Source organism: Terriglobus sp. 2YAB30_2 (assembly GCF_052114765.1).
Lineage (GTDB): Bacteria > Acidobacteriota > Terriglobia > Terriglobales > Acidobacteriaceae > Terriglobus.
Map to the genome: position 1 here is coordinate 84,023 of NZ_JBFRFJ010000008.1, position 17,647 is coordinate 101,669.

The 17,647-nt window shown below is 59.2% G+C and carries 14 protein-coding genes and 1 tRNA gene; 6 read left to right on the forward strand and 9 right to left on the reverse strand.

All coding sequences use genetic code 11. The annotated features are described in order from the left end of the window. Nucleotides 1-186: 186 nt before the first annotated feature. Nucleotides 187-654 carry a thioredoxin-dependent thiol peroxidase gene (gene bcp, locus AB4Y89_RS13420; protein ID WP_442301440.1) on the reverse strand — a complete coding sequence of 156 codons (468 nt, stop codon included), beginning with the start codon at nt 652-654 and terminating at the stop codon, nt 187-189. Between the two features lie 88 nt (nt 655-742). On the opposite strand from bcp, the gene AB4Y89_RS13425 reads away from it, so the two are divergent. Further along, on the forward strand, nt 743-2,095 hold the full coding sequence (locus AB4Y89_RS13425; RefSeq protein WP_442301441.1) for a hypothetical protein: 1,353 nt from the start codon (nt 743-745) through the stop codon (nt 2,093-2,095). Between the two features lie 361 nt (nt 2,096-2,456). Here the strand turns inward: AB4Y89_RS13425 and AB4Y89_RS13430 are convergent, their stop codons facing one another. From AB4Y89_RS13430 to AB4Y89_RS13440, 3 genes are all read right to left on the reverse strand, one after another. After that, nucleotides 2,457-3,647: a S1C family serine protease gene (locus tag AB4Y89_RS13430; RefSeq protein WP_442301442.1), complete on the reverse strand. Its 1,191-nt coding sequence runs from the start codon at nt 3,645-3,647 to the stop codon at nt 2,457-2,459. A 66-nt stretch (nt 3,648-3,713) separates the two neighbouring features. Continuing rightward, complete coding sequence (gene coaE / locus AB4Y89_RS13435; protein ID WP_442301443.1) at nt 3,714-4,331, reverse strand: dephospho-CoA kinase; 618 nt, start codon at nt 4,329-4,331, stop codon at nt 3,714-3,716. A 2-nt stretch (nt 4,332-4,333) separates the two neighbouring features. Next, a complete protein-coding gene (locus AB4Y89_RS13440; RefSeq protein WP_442301444.1) occupies nt 4,334-5,248 on the reverse strand; it encodes a bifunctional 5,10-methylenetetrahydrofolate dehydrogenase/5,10-methenyltetrahydrofolate cyclohydrolase in 915 nt (304 codons plus the stop codon). A 171-nt stretch (nt 5,249-5,419) separates the two neighbouring features. On the opposite strand from AB4Y89_RS13440, the gene AB4Y89_RS13445 reads away from it, so the two are divergent. Continuing rightward, nucleotides 5,420-5,668 (forward strand): hypothetical protein, encoded by a 249-nt coding sequence (locus AB4Y89_RS13445; protein ID WP_442301445.1) that lies wholly within the window; start codon nt 5,420-5,422, stop codon nt 5,666-5,668. A 72-nt stretch (nt 5,669-5,740) separates the two neighbouring features. Here the strand turns inward: AB4Y89_RS13445 and AB4Y89_RS13450 are convergent, their stop codons facing one another. Further along, nucleotides 5,741-7,033 carry an ABC transporter permease gene (locus AB4Y89_RS13450; RefSeq protein ID WP_442301446.1) on the reverse strand — a complete coding sequence of 431 codons (1,293 nt, stop codon included), beginning with the start codon at nt 7,031-7,033 and terminating at the stop codon, nt 5,741-5,743. A 113-nt stretch (nt 7,034-7,146) separates the two neighbouring features. Here AB4Y89_RS13450 and AB4Y89_RS13455 point away from each other — a divergent pair. The 3 genes from AB4Y89_RS13455 to AB4Y89_RS13465 all read left to right on the forward strand — a co-directional run bounded on the left by AB4Y89_RS13455 (nt 7,147) and on the right by AB4Y89_RS13465 (nt 8,994). Further along, nucleotides 7,147-7,236 (forward strand) — tRNA-Ser (locus AB4Y89_RS13455). Between the two features lie 78 nt (nt 7,237-7,314). Continuing rightward, entirely contained in the window at nt 7,315-8,406 is a 1,092-nt protein-coding gene (locus AB4Y89_RS13460; RefSeq protein WP_442301447.1) for a 3-deoxy-7-phosphoheptulonate synthase, read from the forward strand. 156 nt (nt 8,407-8,562) lie between these two features. After that, the gene (locus tag AB4Y89_RS13465; protein WP_442301448.1) at nt 8,563-8,994 is read left to right on the forward strand and encodes a RidA family protein; all 432 of its coding nucleotides are present in this window, start codon (nt 8,563-8,565) and stop codon (nt 8,992-8,994) included. Nucleotides 8,995-9,268: 274 nt separating this feature from the next. Here the strand turns inward: AB4Y89_RS13465 and AB4Y89_RS13470 are convergent, their stop codons facing one another. From AB4Y89_RS13470 to AB4Y89_RS13485, 4 genes are all read right to left on the reverse strand, one after another. Continuing rightward, complete coding sequence (locus AB4Y89_RS13470) at nt 9,269-10,801, reverse strand: protein adenylyltransferase SelO (protein WP_442301449.1); 1,533 nt, start codon at nt 10,799-10,801, stop codon at nt 9,269-9,271. A 210-nt stretch (nt 10,802-11,011) separates the two neighbouring features. Next, nucleotides 11,012-11,635 carry a response regulator gene (locus AB4Y89_RS13475; RefSeq protein WP_442301450.1) on the reverse strand — a complete coding sequence of 208 codons (624 nt, stop codon included), beginning with the start codon at nt 11,633-11,635 and terminating at the stop codon, nt 11,012-11,014. Beyond that, nucleotides 11,632-14,655 (reverse strand): two-component regulator propeller domain-containing protein, encoded by a 3,024-nt coding sequence (locus tag AB4Y89_RS13480; RefSeq protein ID WP_442301451.1) that lies wholly within the window; start codon nt 14,653-14,655, stop codon nt 11,632-11,634. The genes AB4Y89_RS13475 and AB4Y89_RS13480 overlap by 4 nt, the downstream gene beginning before the upstream one ends. Before the next feature lie 54 nt (nt 14,656-14,709). Further along, nucleotides 14,710-16,071 (reverse strand): MFS transporter, encoded by a 1,362-nt coding sequence (locus tag AB4Y89_RS13485; protein WP_442301452.1) that lies wholly within the window; start codon nt 16,069-16,071, stop codon nt 14,710-14,712. 94 nt (nt 16,072-16,165) lie between these two features. Here AB4Y89_RS13485 and AB4Y89_RS13490 point away from each other — a divergent pair, with 94 nt between their 5' ends. Beyond that, nucleotides 16,166-17,506, forward strand: coding sequence for an amidohydrolase/deacetylase family metallohydrolase (locus AB4Y89_RS13490; protein WP_442301453.1), 1,341 nt, complete (start codon nt 16,166-16,168; stop codon nt 17,504-17,506). Nucleotides 17,507-17,647: the final 141 nt, after the last annotated feature.

Here is a 17,647-nt window from a genome sequence, read left to right on the forward strand (position 1 = left end):
TCCGGATCTCGCTTCGCGAGATATCCCGCCCATCGCTTTATCACCCAACGAAGTTCGTCGGGGACCCGAATATCCCACATCTCGGCAGAGCCGAGATATGGGATATTCGGCACCCGGATTTGTGGCGCTCTAAAAGCAGGTCCTTCGCCTGCGGCTCAGGATGACCGCTATAAAACGAAAAGGTTGCTACTTGTTGGCGTTTACGTAGGCGAGGACCTCTTCGGCGTGGCCTTCCGGCTTTACTTTGGGGAAGATGTGCAGCAGTTTGCGGCCGGGGCCGATCAGGTAGGTGGTACGTTCGATTCCGGTTACCGGCTTGCCGTACATGGTCTTTTGCTTGATGACGTCGAAGTAGTTGCAGATCTTCTGGTCGTGGTCGGCCAGGAGGGGGTAGTTCAGGTCGTATTTTTCGGCGAACTTCTTCTGTGCCTTCACGGTGTCGCGGGAGATGCCCAGAACGACCACGCCCGCCTTTTTCAGCTTGTCGATGGCGTCCCGGAAGCCGCAGGCTTCGATGGTGCAGCCAGGGGTATCTGCTTTGGGGTAAAAGAACAAAACGACAGGTTTGGGGTCAAAGCTGGAGAGGGTGACCGGGTTGCCGTCCTGATCGTTGAGAGTAAAGTCTTCGATAACGTCGCCTGCTTGTGGTGGCATGGATGCAAAGGTACAGCGCCTGCGGTCTGAGCCGCAAGGCAGGGCTGCAAGGTAGCGGAACCGCGAGATTGGCCGTCTTATGAGTGTGATGAAAGTTTCCAGAGGAATCGGATTCGCCGCCGTGGCGGCGATGGTGGCTGCGGCACCCGCCCAGATGCACCGTGTTGCTAAGAAAGACAATGTCACCCGTGCGATTGGCGTCTATGAGTGGACCGGCGACGATATCAAGAAACCGCTGGCGAGCCGCCTGGTCCCTGTCTCGCTCTTCGTCGACGGAGATTATCAGGATGCCGGCCTTTACCTGGCGCGGCCTGTCCCCCTGGCACTGAGCACGGACGTTGTGTATGAGCTGCAGGACTCCGGCGAGCCCAAGGGATTGCTCGACCTGGACTTCGCCCGCAACCTGAAGCCGGACGCTGCCGTCAGCAGCGTGTACGACCAGGGATGGATGGGATATGGCAAGTGGCAGCCTTTACCGGTGGACAAGCCGAAGGCTCCGCAGAAGGTTGTCCTGGAATCCACCGACAAGGATGACAGCCGTCCCAAGCTCGGCCGCAAGGATAAAGATAAGAAGGACAAATCGGACTCGAAGGATAAGAAGGACAGCAAGAACGGCAAAGATAAGGATCAGAGCGGTGTCACTGGCGTCGGGGACGATCCATCCGACGACGCCGATCGTCCGACGCTGAAGAAGCGCACGGAGAAGGAGAAGCGCGACGCGATCAAGAACGACACTGCCAACGTGCAGACGCTGGGGGATCTGAACGACGACCCTGATCGTCCGAAGATCATGCGCGGCAAGCCGGCGAAGCTGGCCGAGGCGCCGCAGCTGAGTGGCATGCCGGCCAACCTGCATCAGATCGTTGCCGTGAGCGATGCCGCGTCGCGCGAGATCCACGACTTCACCTATCGTTTCCGCGATCCTTCAGAGAAGACAGAGATTCAGACCAAGCTGGAGAAGGTGGCCATGTCGCTGGTCGCTCCGCCTCCGGCTGCTACTCCTGCGCCGATCAAGACTGGTGGTGTGAGCCGTTCGACCGGAGCGCGCAGCAAGCTGAAGGCGGCTCCGGTGGCTGAGGCTCCGGCTGTGAAACTCGCCGATGAGAAGTTTTCCGCCTTTGAGCTCAGCTATAACAGCGCACCGGTCTTTGTGCTGGAGGCTCATACGAATGGTGAGGGAGGGGCGCCGGTGAAGTATGTCACGGTGGTTGCGCAGAATGACAGCTTCGGCGAACCACAGGTGGCGATAAAGACGGTGACCGATGCGATCCACATGGATACAACGCCGCGGATGCATCTGGTTGGTGTTGTGGACGCGGAGGCATCCAATCGTGCCAGCCTGGTGATGGAACTGCGCGGAGAGCAGGCGCGATCGTTTGCGATGTATCGCGTGATCGGCGGGCAGGCGACGAAGTTCTTTGAGACTGGGGCTACGCAGTAAGGGTTGGCGTGAATAGAAAACGTTCCGCAGAAATGCGGAGCGTTTTTTTGTTTGTCATTTCGTAGCGAATGAAGAGAGCGGAGAAATCTGCTGTTCGACCGATGTCTGGTGGGAGCAGCGGGCTTCAGCCCGCTGATAAAGGCATAAAAATAAATGGGCTTTTTCCTGATTAACAGAGAAGGCCCAGGGCTAAAGCCCGTTTCTATATTGAGTTGATAGACCGTGGGCTGTAAAGCCCACGGCTCCCACCGGTTCGAGCTTCGCTCGAATAGTTCACCCGGCGAATCAAGTTCGCCAGAGTCCGCATTCCCACCCATCCTGCTACGCAGTTATGGATGGGGCGCCCAGATTGGTGGCGGTACTATGTCTGGCGCTCGCTGGCTTCGCTCAGGGTGACGCGCAGCTCGACTTTCTTGCGAGCGCGGAAGATGGTGACTGTCACCGTGTCGCCTGCTTTGTGGGAGTTCATCACGTCGGAGACGTCCTGCTGGCTGGTGATCTCCTGTCCGTCGATGGCGACGATGAGGTCACCGCCGATCATTACCGGAGTATTGCCCATGTAGGCGCGCTGTGAGCCGCCTTTCAGTCCGGCGCGTTCTGCCGCACCGCCGGGGAGCACCCGCTCCACCAGGACGCCGTAGTCGGCCGCGAGGCCAAGCTGGTCCGCGATGTCCGGGCCGATGGGCAACGTGACGACATCGAGCGCGGGGCGGCGAACGTGGCCGTAGCGGGCCAGGTCATCAACGAAGGCGCGGGCAGTATTGATGGGAATGGCGAAGCCGATACCTGCGCTCTGGTCGCTGCCGTTGGAGGCGATCATCGTGTTGATCCCGATGACCTCGCCGCGTGAGTTCAGCAGCGGTCCGCCGGAGTTACCGGGATTGATGGCGGCATCGGTCTGGATGGCGTTGTCGATCGCCGCTCCTGTCGGTCCACGGACGGAACGAAGGGCAGAGATGATGCCGCGCGTCATGGTTCCGTTCAGGCCAAAGGGATTGCCGATGGCGTAGACCTTCTGTCCAACGACGATGTTCTTGGAGTCGGCCAGGGTGACAGGAGCCAGGTTCGGCGCATTGATCTGCAGCAATGCGAGATCATGGCTCTTATCCACCTGAACTACGTTGGCCTTGTACTTGTGCTTGTCGCTCAGCGTGACTTCGATGCGCTGGCCATCCTGAATCACGTGGTTATTGGTGAGGATGTGGCCCTCTTTGTCGATGATGAAGCCCGTGCCCATGCCTTGCTGTGGGACCGGGCCGTAGAAGAAGTCGAAGGCCACGGTGGTGGAAGTAACGTTCACCACGCTGGGCAGCGTCCGCTTATAGACGTTGATATTGTTCTGCTCTTCGCTGTCGAACTCCGGCGCGGCGTTGGCGACGGTCATGTGAAAGTTACCCAGAGGGCCATTGACTGCAGTTGTTCCATTTCCCGGTAGCGACGGGAAGGCGCTCTTGACCCAGTTACCGATGGCTCCTGACGGGACCATGTAGTTGGTCAGCAGGTAGAAGCCGCCCACGAGAAGGAGCACGAGCAGTATGCGACGCATCTTCATATAACTTCCTTTACGTTTCCTTCGCCTGTGAAGTTCAGGCTTTAGAAGATTCTAGGCCCGGGAGAGCTATCCTCGCGAGGCTGTCTTGAGCGCCTCCCACACCTGGACGATCTGGCGGCGTAGACCTTCCAACGTGCCGTCGTTGCGGATCAGGAAGTGAGAGCGCTGCATCTTTTCAAAGTCTGACATCTGCGCATCCATGCGGCGGCGCGCATCGTCCACCGTCGCTCCCGGTTGCCGCGCCAGAAAACGTTCGATGCGGAGCTGTTCCGGCGCATAGACCAGCACAATCCGGTCGAAGCGATCGCGCAGGTTGCCGTGTTTCGTCTCGAAGAGCAACGCGGTTTCGACGACGCAGACGGCTTCAGGTTCGCGCTCACCGATCTCCGCCATCCATGCGGCCTGGGCTGCGATGGTTGCGGGATGGACGATGGCGTTCAGCTCTTCGACGCGGCCGTCGGCGAAGGCGATCTTTGCCAGCCGAGTGCGGTTCAGGGTGCCGTCGGCGGCGAGTACTTCCGCGCCGAAGTGTGCCACGATCTGGTCGAAGACGTTCTGACCAGGCTGCATCAGCCGGCGGCCGACCTCATCGGCCTGGATGACGTGTGCCCCGAGTTCGACAAGCATGGCGGCCACGGTGGATTTGCCACTACCGAGGCCGCCTGTAAGTCCGACACGAAGCATCGTTACACGCCCCGGCGCTGCCGGGCTGCGCGGACGGTATTCTTCATCAGCATGGCGATGGTCAATGCTCCTACGCCCCCGGGGACCGGAGTATAGGCTCCGCTCACGGCAAAGGCGCGAGGATCGACATCACCGACGACGGTATATCCTCGCTTGTCGAAGCCTGCGGCGCGAGTTGTGTCGTTGGGGAAGAAGTTCTCCATTTCGGCGCGATCGTTCACGCGGTTGATACCGACGTCGATGATGGTCGCGCCGGGCTTGACCATCTCTTCCGTGATGAAACCGGGGCGGCCGATGGCAGCAACCAGGATGTCAGCGTGGCGGGTGTAATTCACCAGGTTGGCAGTCTTCGAGTGGCAGACGCTGACTGTTGCGCTTGCGTTCAGCAGCATCATGGCAGCGGGCTTGCCGACGATATCGCTGCGTCCTACGACAACAGCGTTGGCTCCGGCGATTGCGATCTTGCTGCGCACAAGAATCTCAATGATGCCTGCAGGTGTGCAGGGAGCAAGTGCGGGTTGACCTGACTGGAGCCTGCCTGCGTTGACGGGGTGAAATCCGTCGACGTCTTTCTGTGGATCGATCGCTTCAAGCAGCTGTTTGGTGTCGACCTGCTTTGGTAGCGGAAGCTGAATCAGGATGCCGTCGACATCCGGACGCGCGTTCAGTTCCGCGACCAGAGCGAGCATCTCTTCGGTAGTCACGGTCTCAGGTGGCGTAATCATCTCACTGCCGATACCGAGTTCGCCGCAGGTCTTTACCTTGCTGCGGACGTAGATCTCAGAGGCAGCGACATGGCCGACCAGCACGACAACCAGTTTGGGGGTAATGCCGCGCGCAGCCAGTTCTTTGGCTTCAGCGGCAACTTCGTTCTTAATCTCGCCGGCAATGGCGACTCCATCCAACAGCTTGGCCACGTCTTTTTTGTCTCCATAACAATCGTACCGGGAACCGGGGTTGCCTGTTGTGCGTAAGAAAATGTCACAAAAGGGTTACAACTGGTTACTTCAGATGCTGCAACTCGATGGCTACAAAAGCGTCTAATCAAACAGGTGGGCAGGAAGATCACGAAAGGGGCGGAGAGGCAGATGGCACAGGAGATAGAAAAGGGCATCGAGAAGTTCACGGAACAGGACCTCGCAGGCCTGCGGAACGACCTGTTGCAATCAGGGCTGGATAGCTGGCAGGCAGGGGAGTTGATTTCCAATTTCCTAATGGGTCGCGGCTATGGCGTATCGAATCAGGCGGCACGGAATGCTGCCACACGCATTGAATCCGCTTCCTGTTCGATTGAGTGCATGCAGCGCGAGTTGGAGCGTGTTGCACTGGTGATGTAATTCAGGATTGATGTTATGAAGTAAAAGCCCGCGACTTCGCGGGCTTTTCTTCGTTTTGAGAAGAGAATCTTTTTATTCGTACTTCAGCGTGGTAACCGGGTCGAGTTCCGCAGCGCGGCGCGCAGGTAACGTGCCGAAGATTACGCCAACGATGACCGATGTCAGCAACGCAACCACGGCCGACATCCAGGAGTGAGGGACCTTGACGGGTGTCAGGAAGGTGACAGTGAATGGAATCGCCAGGCCGATAACGGTGCCGACGACACCGCCGGAGAGTGAGAGAAAGACGCTCTCGGTGAGGAACTGCATCAGGATCTCGCGCCGGGTGGCGCCGAGGGCTTTGCGAATGCCGATCTCACGAATACGCGCCTGCACATTGGCCAGCATGGAGTTCATAATGCCCACACCACTCACGATGAGCGTGATGGCAGCAGCTAATGTGAGTACGATCGTCAGCATGGTGGCGATCTGACCCATTACGTGCAGCACCTGCGTCAGGGTAAAGGCGGTATAGACGCTGGTGGGGCGATGGCGAGCCTTGATGATCTCCAGAATGCGCTTGGCGGCCGGCTCAACCTGGGAACTGTTGGCTACGGTAAAGAAGATCTGCTTTACGCTGTCCGTACCCTGGAAGTAGCGGGCGACTTGATAGGGGATCAGGATGGTCTGGTCGCTGATCTCTGATTGGCCGAAGGTCTCCACGCTTTCTTCGAAGACGCCGACGATCAGGAAAGGAATTCCGCTGACGGTCAGCGTGTTGCCGATAGCCCCTTCCGAGCCGCCGAAGAGAGAGAGCGCCAGGGACTTGACGATGACCGCTACTTTGGCGTGGGAGGTGGCGTCCTGATAGTCAAAGAAGCGACCGCGCAGCACCTTCAGATTGCGTACCTGTTTGTATTGCGGCGAGACGCCCAGCAGCATGGCGTCTTTGGTGAGGCCGCTGCCCATGCTGATGCGGTCGTGGAACTCCAGCATCGGCGAGGAGGCGATGATGCCGGGTACAGCGGCTTTCACCGCATCCATATCGGCATTAGTCATGAAATCCGGGGTGGAGGTATTGTCGGGCCCGGCGACGCTGCCGCCGTTGAACTGCATCTCGATCATGTTGGGGCCGATCGAGGAGATCAGGTTCAGGGCGTAGTCCTTGCCGGTAAGACCCAGGGTGACCACCAGGATGATGGAGGCGGACCCAATCACCATGCCCAGCATGGTGAGCAGAAAGCGGGCCTTGCTGGCTCTAAAGCTGTCAATGGCAAGGTTGAACGTCTCCGAGAACATCAGGGAGGTCTTGGCAGACTTCAGGGTGCTCTCAAAGGTTCTAGCCCGTTGCGCCGGGCGCGCCGGAGATGAAGCTACGGTGGCCATATCCTCTTCTCATTAGAGCACTTCTACCTGAAAAAGGAGCACGAAAAACGGGCGAAAATCGCACCCGGAGGGGCGGGCTTGGTATGCTAACCCTCAGCGCACCTGCCTCAAGCGGAGGGATGTGTGAGTGGTTGAAACAGGCGGTCTTGAAAACCGCTTTGGGCGAAAGTCCAACGGGGGTTCGAATCCCTCTCCCTCCGCCATAAGAAGCTTAAGTGCGTCCTGAGTTGCCCCGGGATTTCCGGAATTCTTCTCAGAAACCAACCTTTCCGGCGCGCGCTTTGCTTTACACGACCAACAATCTAAGAATTAAGTCGACCCGAGTTGTTCTACCTCCGGTCTTTCTGGAAGAAGAGATGCCCGTCACTGAGCGGGCCTCAGCTACCGTTTTTGACGCGCGTCGCCAGGTCGTCGAGGTTCTCGACGGCATCGACGATCGTCTTGTCGTGGTGGTCGGGCCTTGCTCGATTCACGACCCCGATGCCGCCCGTGAGTATGCCGGGCTGCTGCGCGAGGCGATTACGGAGCTCTCGGACGAGCTGATGATCGTAATGCGGCTCTACTTCGAGAAGCCGCGGACCACCGTCGGCTGGAAGGGCCTGATCAACGACCCGTACCTGGACGAGTCGTTCCGCATCAATGACGGCCTTCGCATCGCGCGCCGCCTGTTGCTCGATCTTGCGGAGATGGGCGTACCGGCAGGCACGGAGTTCCTGGATATGATCTCGCCGCAGTACGTGGCGGATCTTGTCACTTGGGGCGCGATCGGAGCTCGTACGACGGAGAGCCAGGTGCATCGCCAGCTCGCCTCCGGACTTTCCTGCCCGGTTGGCTTCAAGAACGGCACCTCGGGCAATGTGCAGATCGCGATCGATGCGATTCTTTCTGCGAATCATCCACATACGTTCCTGGGAACCTCGGATACGGGGCAGTCGGCGATTTTGCTGACCTCCGGAAATCCGGATTGCCACATCATCCTGCGCGGTGGCCGTCAGACGACGAACTTCGATGCTGCCTCGGTTGCTTCTACTGCTGAGCAGATGGAAAAGGCCTGGGTCAAGCCACGCATCATGATCGATTGCAGCCATGCGAACAGCGGCAAAGACCACCGCAAGCAGGGCGCCGTCTGCCGCGATGTTGCCGGACAGATTGCCGCGGGCGATAGCCGCATCATGGGTGTGATGATCGAGAGCAATCTCGTCGCCGGCACTCAGCCGCTCGTCAATGGCAAGGCGCAGGTGTACGGGCAGAGCATCACGGATGCGTGTATCGATTGGGCCGAAACGCAGGTCCTGCTGCGCGATCTCGCCGGAGCTGTGCGTGAGCGCCGAGTAAAGAAGGCCGCCGCCCAGCCGGTAGCGGCCGCCGAGTAAAGAGCGCCGAAGACGTCAATTCAGACCAATCATGGAGTCCTGATCTCATTGCAATAGAGATCAGGACTTCGTGTTCGCGTAGGTCTCTTTGCCTAGTCCGGCCTTCTTGATGAAGTGAAAGAATACCTCCATCTCACTTTGGAGGCATTCGAACCCGTGACCAAGAACCTTATGCGCGCCGCGCTGGCTTTGCTGCTGGCTGCACCTTTCACCGCTCACGCCCAGAACAAGGCGGTCGACTTCAATCCGAAGATGCCGTTCTCCGACGGCTTCATCGCAGGGAACACGCTGTATGTCGCCGGTCAGCAGGGACCGGACGATCATGGCAAGGTGACCGGCACCACCATTGAGTTCCAGACAGAGCGCACGATTGCCGCTATTCAGCGCGTTGTCGAGAAGGCCGGTTTCAAGATGACCGACCTGGTCAGTGTGACGGTGTATGTGACCGACCTCAATGACGTGCCCAAGATGAACGAGGTCTATAAGCGCCTGATGCCAAACCCGAAGCCAGCTCGTGCAACAGTGAAAGTTGCGGGTCTGATCGGCGATGCCAAGATTGAGATCTCGGCGATTGCTGTGAAGCAGTAGATTCCTAAGAGAATTCGATTTGATCAACGCGAGTGCAGGACTTGCTCTAGGGGGGGTATGCACTCGCGTTTCTACTCTTCGGCGATATAAATCCGTCGCCTTATCGAAATGGTCTTTAGCCCTGGGCTTCTCCTACCCATTCAAGTAAAAGCCCAGGGCTAAAGACCATTTGTTTTAGGGTGTCATATCAGCGGGCTGAAGCCCGCTGACCACTCCAGTCAGCAAAGCTGGCTGGGGACCCCGCTGCTCCCACCGGATGGTTTGAACCACCATGCTACGTGCCGCAGAAGGTTTTGCTGACGTACTCTTCGGGGCGGGCTGGTGTGGCGTAGCGTTCCAGGTCTGGCCGTTCGTCGTAGGGCTTCGCCAGAACCTGTAGTAGATCTTCGAAGGGTTGGAAGTCCTGCTTTTCGGTTGCTGCTTCCAGTGCCGCCTCTACCAGGTGATTACGCGGGATGTAGATAGGGTTGGTGCGGCGCATCTGTGCAGCGCGTTCTTCGGCTGAGAGATTCTCCTGCGTCAGGCGTTGGCGCCAGCGCGGTTCCCACTCATCGAATGCTGCCGGGTTGGTGAACAGGGCACGGACAGCGGCATTGCCTTCCGTGCTGGAGGCGGCATCGCAGAGACGGCGGAAGGTCAGTGTGTAGTCCGCGCGTTGTTCCATCATGCGATTGAGCAGGTCCTCGATCAGGATTGTGTCGCTCTCCTGCTCTGTCATCAGTCCTAATTTCTGCCGCATGCCTGTGTTGAGCGCGGCTTCATAGTGTTTGCCGAACTGTTCCAGCGATTCATATGCCGATGCGAGTCCGGCTTCATCGCCGCCCTCTTCTTCCACCATGAGGGGAAGGATCGTCTCTGCAAGACGCGCCAGGTTCCAGTGCATTGCGTTTGGCTGATTACTGTATGAGTAGCGGCCCTGGTGGTCGATGGAGCTGAAGACCGTGCGCGGATGATAGGCCTCCATGAAGGCGCAGGGGCCGTAGTCGATGGTCTCTCCGGAGATGGAGGTGTTGTCTGTATTCATCACGCCGTGAATGAAGCCGATCAGCATCCATTGTGCGACGAGCTTTGCCTGACGTGTGACGACTCCATCGAGGAATGCGCGATAGCGGCGTGTCGCGGTTGCCGCTTCAGGCGCGGCAGCCTCCTCCGAATAGTGGCGTTCGATGGCGTAATCGGCAAGTCTACGGAGGGCGGCAACATCTCCCTGTGCAAAGAAGTATTGAAAGGTGCCGACGCGAAGATGGCTTGCGGCAACGCGAGTCAGTACGGCTCCGGGGAGCGCGGTCTCGCGAAAGACTGCCTGGCCGGTGGTGACTGCGGCGAGCGATCGCGTTGTCGGCACACCCAGCGTGGCCATGGCTTCGCTGACGATGTATTCCCGCAGGACGGGTCCGACTGCCGCGCGTCCATCGCCATTGCGCGAGAAGGGAGTACGGCCCGAGCCTTTGAGCTGAATGTCATAGCGGATGCCATTCCGTCCCACGACCTCGCCGAGCAGGTTTGTCCGGCCATCGCCGAGCTGCCGCACGAAGTATCCGAACTGGTGGCCGGCATAGGCCATCGCGAGAGGTTCTGAGCCTTCGGCTACGCGACTGCCTGCAAGTACAGCGACGCCCTCCGGGCTGGCCAGGGCTTCGGCATCCAATCCCAGCAGATCGGCAAGCTGGAGGTTCAGCTTTACCAGCCTGGGTGTGGTGACCGGAGTGGGTGCAACTCGTGCGTAGAAATTCTCCGGCAGCCGGGCATAGCTGTTCGCAAAGGGAATGCGAAGGGGCTTCAGGTCGCGATCCTCGGTCAGGCTCATCGTTCTATTTTCCCTGATCTACGGTGGGCGTGTTTTATGGGCGTTGGTGCAATGCTTGGTTGGGGAAGCCGGGCCTTGGCGTACAGCAGGTTTCGCTGAAGAGTTATAGAGCGGGCCTTCAGCCCGCCTTCAGCCCTTTTTCGTCACTATGGCCTGGTACCTGGGGCGTTGCCCCAGGCTGGTATAGAACGCGCCTTCAGCGCGTAGAGCCTACTGCAGGTCGACTAAACCGCGCTGTAGTGCGTAGATGGTGGCCTGGGTGCGGTCGCGGGCGCCCATCTTTTCCAGGATGGAGCTGACGTGGATGCGGACGGTCTTTTCGGCGATTCCCAGCTCTTCGGCGATCTCGCGGTTGGAGAAGCCTTGTGTGATGCAGGTCAGCACTTCGCTTTCGCGTGGAGTGAGGTCGACCGAAGGCATGCGCTCGGCCAGGCGATGGAGAATCTCTTTGGGGATGTAGCGGAGGCCGCGGCTTACGGTGAGCACGGCATTGGTGACCTCTTCTCCGGAGGCGTCTTTGGTGAGGTAGCCCATGGCTCCGCCACGCACGGCGCGGTAGATGTCTTCGCTGCCGCGATAGGCGGAGAGCACGATACATCGGGCGGTGGGGAAGTCTTTACGGATATGCTGCAGCACCTCGAAGCCGCTCATGCGTGGCATTCGCAGATCGAGCAGAACGACGTCCGGCGTGAGCTGGTGGTAGAGGTCGATTCCCTGCTGACCGTCACTGGCCTCGCCCACCACTTTGATCTGAGGATGGGTTGAAAGCACAGAGTGCAGCGCCATCCTCGCGAGGAAGTGGTCTTCAATCAGGATGACGCGGATGGGGTTCATAGGCCGATCCACCGGATTACATCTGTGTCTGACAAGCGCCGCGATGGGTCAGGCGAGTCGTATGGCAACACGACGGAGACTTCAGTGCCTCGATTGAGCGCGCTCTCTACGTTGAAGCGTCCGCCGATTTTGCGCGCGCGCTCCTCCATCACCAGCAGGCCGAAATGCCCGCGCCGGGTCCCGGTGCGATCCTGGGAAAAACCAACGCCATCGTCGTGAATCACCATTTTTAGTGCGGATTCATCATACCGTAAATGCACAAGGATAGACTTCGGCTGGCCGTGCCTTAGCGCATTGGAGACGGCCTCCTGTCCAATGCAGACAAGGTGATGCACCGACGCCGGAGGCAGCAGAATCTCCCGCCCCTCGACTGCCATGCGAGTCTCCACATCGTCCTGCTTATAGTGCGAGCTGATGGCCTTCGACAGAGCCTGGGACAGGACTCCTGTGACCTCGTCGGTATCCCGCAGATCCCAGATAATGCGCCGTGCCTCTGCCTGGCAGTGCGAGACCATGCTGCGCGCCATGTCACAGGCGCTCTTCGCATCGGCGAGCTCATGGGCATCCCGGTCGAGAGTGCGCGAAGCCGTTTCGAGCTGCCATGAGATGGCGGCGAAGCCCGCCATCAGCGTGTCGTGACACTCGCGCGCGATGCGGTTGCGTTCCTGCAGCACGATGCCCATGTTTCCTTTCACACGGCGGATCCGGCGCGTGTACAGGTGTGCTCCGAGGAAGAAGACAAGCATGCCGACCAGCAGATAGAAGGTGTAGGTGGCGTAGAAGTGTGGCCGCTGGCGAACACTGATGGAGGCGACGGGAGTCATCCATGGATCGCCGCCGACGCGTGCCTGCACCTCAAAGGCGTAGGTGCCAGCCGGGATGCGGCGATAGCGTGCATAGCGGGAGTGGGTGGTCACCCAGCCCGAGTCATAGCCTGTCAGGCGATAACGGAACTCCGTCTGCGAGGGGTTGGAGAGGCGGCTGGCGTCGAAGCGGAAGTTGATCTCGCCCTCTGAGGGATCGATCACGACACGGTCGCCGGTCAACAACGATTCGGCGCGTGTGTCATTTCCGAAGGTCCAGCCGGTGATGCGGGCGGTTGGCGGAGCCATGGTCGCGGTTTCGGCGAACGGAGTTGTCCGCGCGAAGCCTTTGCTGGTGGCGAAGTACATTATTCCGTTGGGAAGGCGGGTTGCGGAGGGACGCGACGGGCCGCTGCAGTCGGAGGAGGGCATGCCGTCCTGCTTGATGAATAGCGTCGAAGAGATGCGCTGAAGTTTTCCGGTCGACAGATCGTTCAGGTCAGAGGCGAGAATTCTGACGACGCCCTGCGATGTGCCCAGCCAGAGATGTCCGTGTGCGTCTTCCAGCATGTTGTAGATGGGCATGGATGGAAGCCCGGCGTCGTTGGGCAGGGGGAATGCCCGGTCGCCCGCGATGCGGGAGAGTCCGCCGGTGCGCGAGCCGGCCCAGACGTTTCCGTGCGAGTCCAATGACAGCGAGAGCACATAAGGATGGGGCATCTCGCGAATTGTCTGGACTTGACCGTCGGCGATACGGAACAGACCGGTACTGGTCGCCGCCAGGATGGAGCCATCGGTATCTTCCAGCAGATCGGTGATGAGTTTTGAGGGAAGGTAGGTCTCGCCTCCGGTCGTTGCAGGAATGCCGCTGCGGAAGTAGTGAAGGCCGGTGTAGGTTCCAACCCATAAGCCTCCCAGGCGGTCGGAGTGCAGGACGCTTACAGCGTTGACGGGAGACTCAATCCCGAGCTGGTGGTGGCTCCAAGTCTCTCCGTTGAAGGAGTAGATGCCATCGAACCAGGTTCCCACCCAGATGCGGCCGTGCTTGTCTTCCGTAATGGTTCGGATCGGCGTCCTGACGGGCATTCCGGGAATGTGGACTGGGGCAATGACGCCGTTGTGCTGACGAAATACGCCTTGTCCCCAGGTGCCAAGCCACAGGTCTCCCTTGCTGTCGCCAAAGGCGACGGCAGAATAGGACGGCTTGAAATCCGGAGCCTGCAGCATGGCGAAGGGCGCGCGCCGCCATCGGCTAAGGCCTCCGGTCAGGCCGCCGATCCAGAGGTTGTCTTCGTCATCGACAAAGAGGGTGCGGACAGTGTCATCCGGCAGACCATCTGCCGTGGACCACCCCGATGCGCCTTCGCTATTCCAGCGAAAGAGGCCGCTGTTCTTGGTGCCGATCCAAAGGTTGTGTTGGCGATCGCTGACCAGGATGGTGACCTGGGTGTCAACCTGCATGCGCTGCGTGAATGTAGGTTCCTGGCCGGCGCGTTCCGTCGCATCGAGAACCGCATGCATGGTGCCGAGCCACAGATGGGAGGTTCGGTCGCGATACACGGAGGTGGGCTCGCCGAACTGGGCGGGAACTGGGACACGCGTTACACCGTGGCTGGTCCGGTGAAAGAGTCCTGACGAGGTCACGAAGTACATGCCGCCGTGCGTGTCTTCGGCGAAGACCGTTGTAATGTCGCCGCCGATAATGCCGACGTCGGGAACCGTCTCAAGTTGGTTATTGCGGTAGCGCAGAATGCCATACTGGGTCGCGATCCAGAGGGTTCCATCGTGGTCAAAGACCATCGTCCGGATGCGCTCATTCTCGTGGCCGGCGGCGCTGCTGATGTTTACGGCGCCGGTCGCCGTCTGATGGATTACGCCGGCGCCATCGGTGCCGATCCACAGGTCGTCTGCCAGGCCGGGGAGCACGGCGTTGACGGCATCGATGTTCATCGTTGCCGCATTCGGCATCGCGAGGCGCTGGAAGGTCTGGCCGTCGAAGGTGGAGACGCCGGAGAAGGTCGCCAGCAGCAGGGTGCCATCGGCCCGCTGCGCGATCATGCGCACATTGCTTTCAGGCAGGCCGTCCTCAACCTGCCATTCCTGTTTCTGGTATTCAGCAAGGCCAATCGGCGCAGTTGTGGGCGTCGCCTGTGGAAAGGCGCGGGCAGACAGGAGAACGAGGGTCAGAAGCAACCCAAAGGTACATCGACGAAACATGAATGATGCCTGTTACTACGGCAACATATCTTCGATCAGATCGCAAACAAATCTTTACGCGACGTTGACCCGAACTTCATCCTGCGGCAGAAGCAGGGGAACTTCGGGGTGGACAAAGAGCCAGCAGACGCCGCCAATCATGGCGAAACCGGCGGCGACGGCAAAGGAGACTGTCCAGCCGAAGTGCTGGGCGATCCACGGGGTCAGGGAGGCGGTGACGGCTCCGCCTAACTGCCCGCCCATGTTCACGATCGAGGAAAAGACAGCCGACCGGCGGCCGGCGATGTCATTGGAGGCCGACCAGAACGAGCTCTGCGAGATATAGAGAGCGCCGGCGCCGAAGGCAAGGATGATGCCGGCGACCAGGGGACTCTTTGCCCGCGAACCCAGCAGAAGGAAGACGCCCGTCAGGAACAGAGCTCCGGTTGCCAGGTAGCAGCGCCCGATGCGGAGTCCTTTGGTTCCCGAGAGCCAGTCGCTTGCTGCTCCGCCTGCAAGACAGCAGAGCGTCATCGACAGGAACGGAAGCATGGAGATCTGGGCGCTTGCCTTCAGATCGACTCCGCGTACCTTCGCCATATAGAGGAAGAACCAGCTGAAGTAGATCCAGGAGATATAGCCGAAGCAAAAGTAGCCCATCATCAATGCCGGAAGATCACGGCGGCCGAAGAGTTGGCGCCAGGAGAAGGAGATTGGCTGGCTGGTGCTGCTACCGTTTCCGTTGCCGTTGCGAAGATAACGGTCAGGGCGTGCCGAGAGGCCGACTTCAATCTCCTGCAGTTCGGTCATCGAGAGAGAGGGATGCTCATTCGGCGTGTCACGCGAGACAAACCACCAGACCAGGCCGATGCCTGTACCGAGCAGCGCGCTGAAATAGAAGGCGGCGCGCCAGCCGTCGTGGGCAATGATCCAGTTCAGGAGCGGAGGCGTGAGACCGCTGCCCGCGCCTACGCCGGCGAAGATCAGGCCATTGATGATGCCGCGCTCGCTGACCGGGATCCACTGGGCGACGAACTGGTTGGCTGCCGGGTAGACCACGGCTTCTCCGGCGCCCAGGATCAGGCGGATGGCGATCAGGAAGAAGACAGCTCCGGGCAGGCCGGTCGGCAGTACGGCCACCATTAAGGTGGCGACGCCCCACCATAAGGTGCCGATGGTCAGAACGCGGCGCGGGCCAAAGCGGGCGGCCAGCCATCCCGCGGGGATTTGAAATCCTGCATAGCCGATCAGAAAAGCGCTGAAAATGAGTCCTAGCCGCTGGTAACCGAGTCCGAACTCCTCGCTGATCTGAAGTCCGGCGATCGAGATATTGGTGCGGTCAAGGAAGGCAATCGCGCTCAGAGCGAACAGCAGAACTGCAAGAAAAAAGCGAATCTTATAGACCTTCCCAAAACTGACCATGTGGAGTAACAGCATACGAGCCTCTTGCAATGAACGAAATAGGTCCAATGTCTTACGTTAATGCGGGGCAAACCACCCATGACAATCACATGAAACGGAGAGAACAATCGTGGAATTCCATATACAGGCGGTAAAGGCTTTGCGGAACAAGTTTCTGATTCAATCGGTGCTTCTGCTGGCGTCCTGCATTACAGCGGCAAACGCTCAGCACTACGACCTCATTGTGCAGCACGGTCATGTCATCGATCCGAAGAACGGTATCGACGGAGTGATGGACGTTGCGGTGCTGGATGGAAAGATTGCCAAGGTAGCCAAATCCATCGCTGCCTCTGAAGCGGTAAAAGCCGTGGACGCCACGGGCCTTTACGTTACTCCCGGTCTGATCGATATCCACGCGCACGTGTATGCGGGCACCGGCGAGCGCAATTCGTATGCAGGCGACAACAGTCTCTATCCTGACGGCTACACCTTCCGCGTCGGCGTTACGACCGTCGTGGATGCGGGTGGATCTGGCTGGCGGAACTTTGAAGACTTCAAGGATCGCGTGATTGATCGTTCCCACACCCGCATCCTTGCCATGCTGAATATCGTCGGCAGCGGTATGCGCGGCGCCAAGTACGAGCAGAACCTCGACGATATGGATGGCGAGGCCACCGGAAAGATGGCTCAGAAGTACCCGGGCTTGGTCGTCGGAATTAAGAGCGCGCACTTTGAAGGCCCCGAATGGAAGCCGTATGAGCAGGCGGTGATTGCCGGCAATATCGCAAAAATTCCCGTGATGATCGACTACGGCGCCAACCGCAAGGAGCGGCCGTTGTACGATCTGCTTTCGAAGGTGCTGCGTCCGGGCGACATCTATACCCACATGTATTCGGGTTTGCGCGGTGAGCAGGATGCTACCACCGGCAAGACGAGCGAAGCCCTCAAGATCGGCCGCAAGCGTGGCATCTACTTCGACGTGGGTCACGGCGGCGGAAGCTTCAACTGGACGGTTGCGGTGCCGTTGGTGAAGGAAGGGTTCATTCCGGACTCCATCTCGACGGACATTCACATCACCAGCATGAACGCCGGCATGAAAGACCAGTTGAATGTTGCCAGCAAGATGATGACGCTGGGCCTCTCGTTGCAGGAGGTCGTCAAGGAGATGACCTCGAATCCTGCCAAGGAGATTCAGCACCCTGAGCTTGGCAATCTCACAGAAGGCTCGCCCGCCGATATCACGGTCCTGCGTTTGGAGACTGGGAAGTTCGGCTTTGTCGATATGAACAACACGGTCTATCCGGGCACGAAAAAACTTGCCTGCGAACTGACCGTTCGTGACGGCAAGGTTGTGTATGACCTGAACGGCATCTCGGCCGATCCATGGAATGGAAAAGTTGTCACTCCGGCGCAGGCGAAGCGCTTTACCACGATGCATGTTCGCCCGGAGAAGCCTTCCGTAGCCCACTGAGTATTTATGGGCAGTAGGTCAAACGTCCTAGCTATAGCCCTGTCATCAGGCTGATGACAGGGCTATAGCAAAAGGCACATTGTTGTTATCACAAATCTTTAAAAAGTAAGTAAAACCTGTCGGCAAGAGACGGGAACAAGC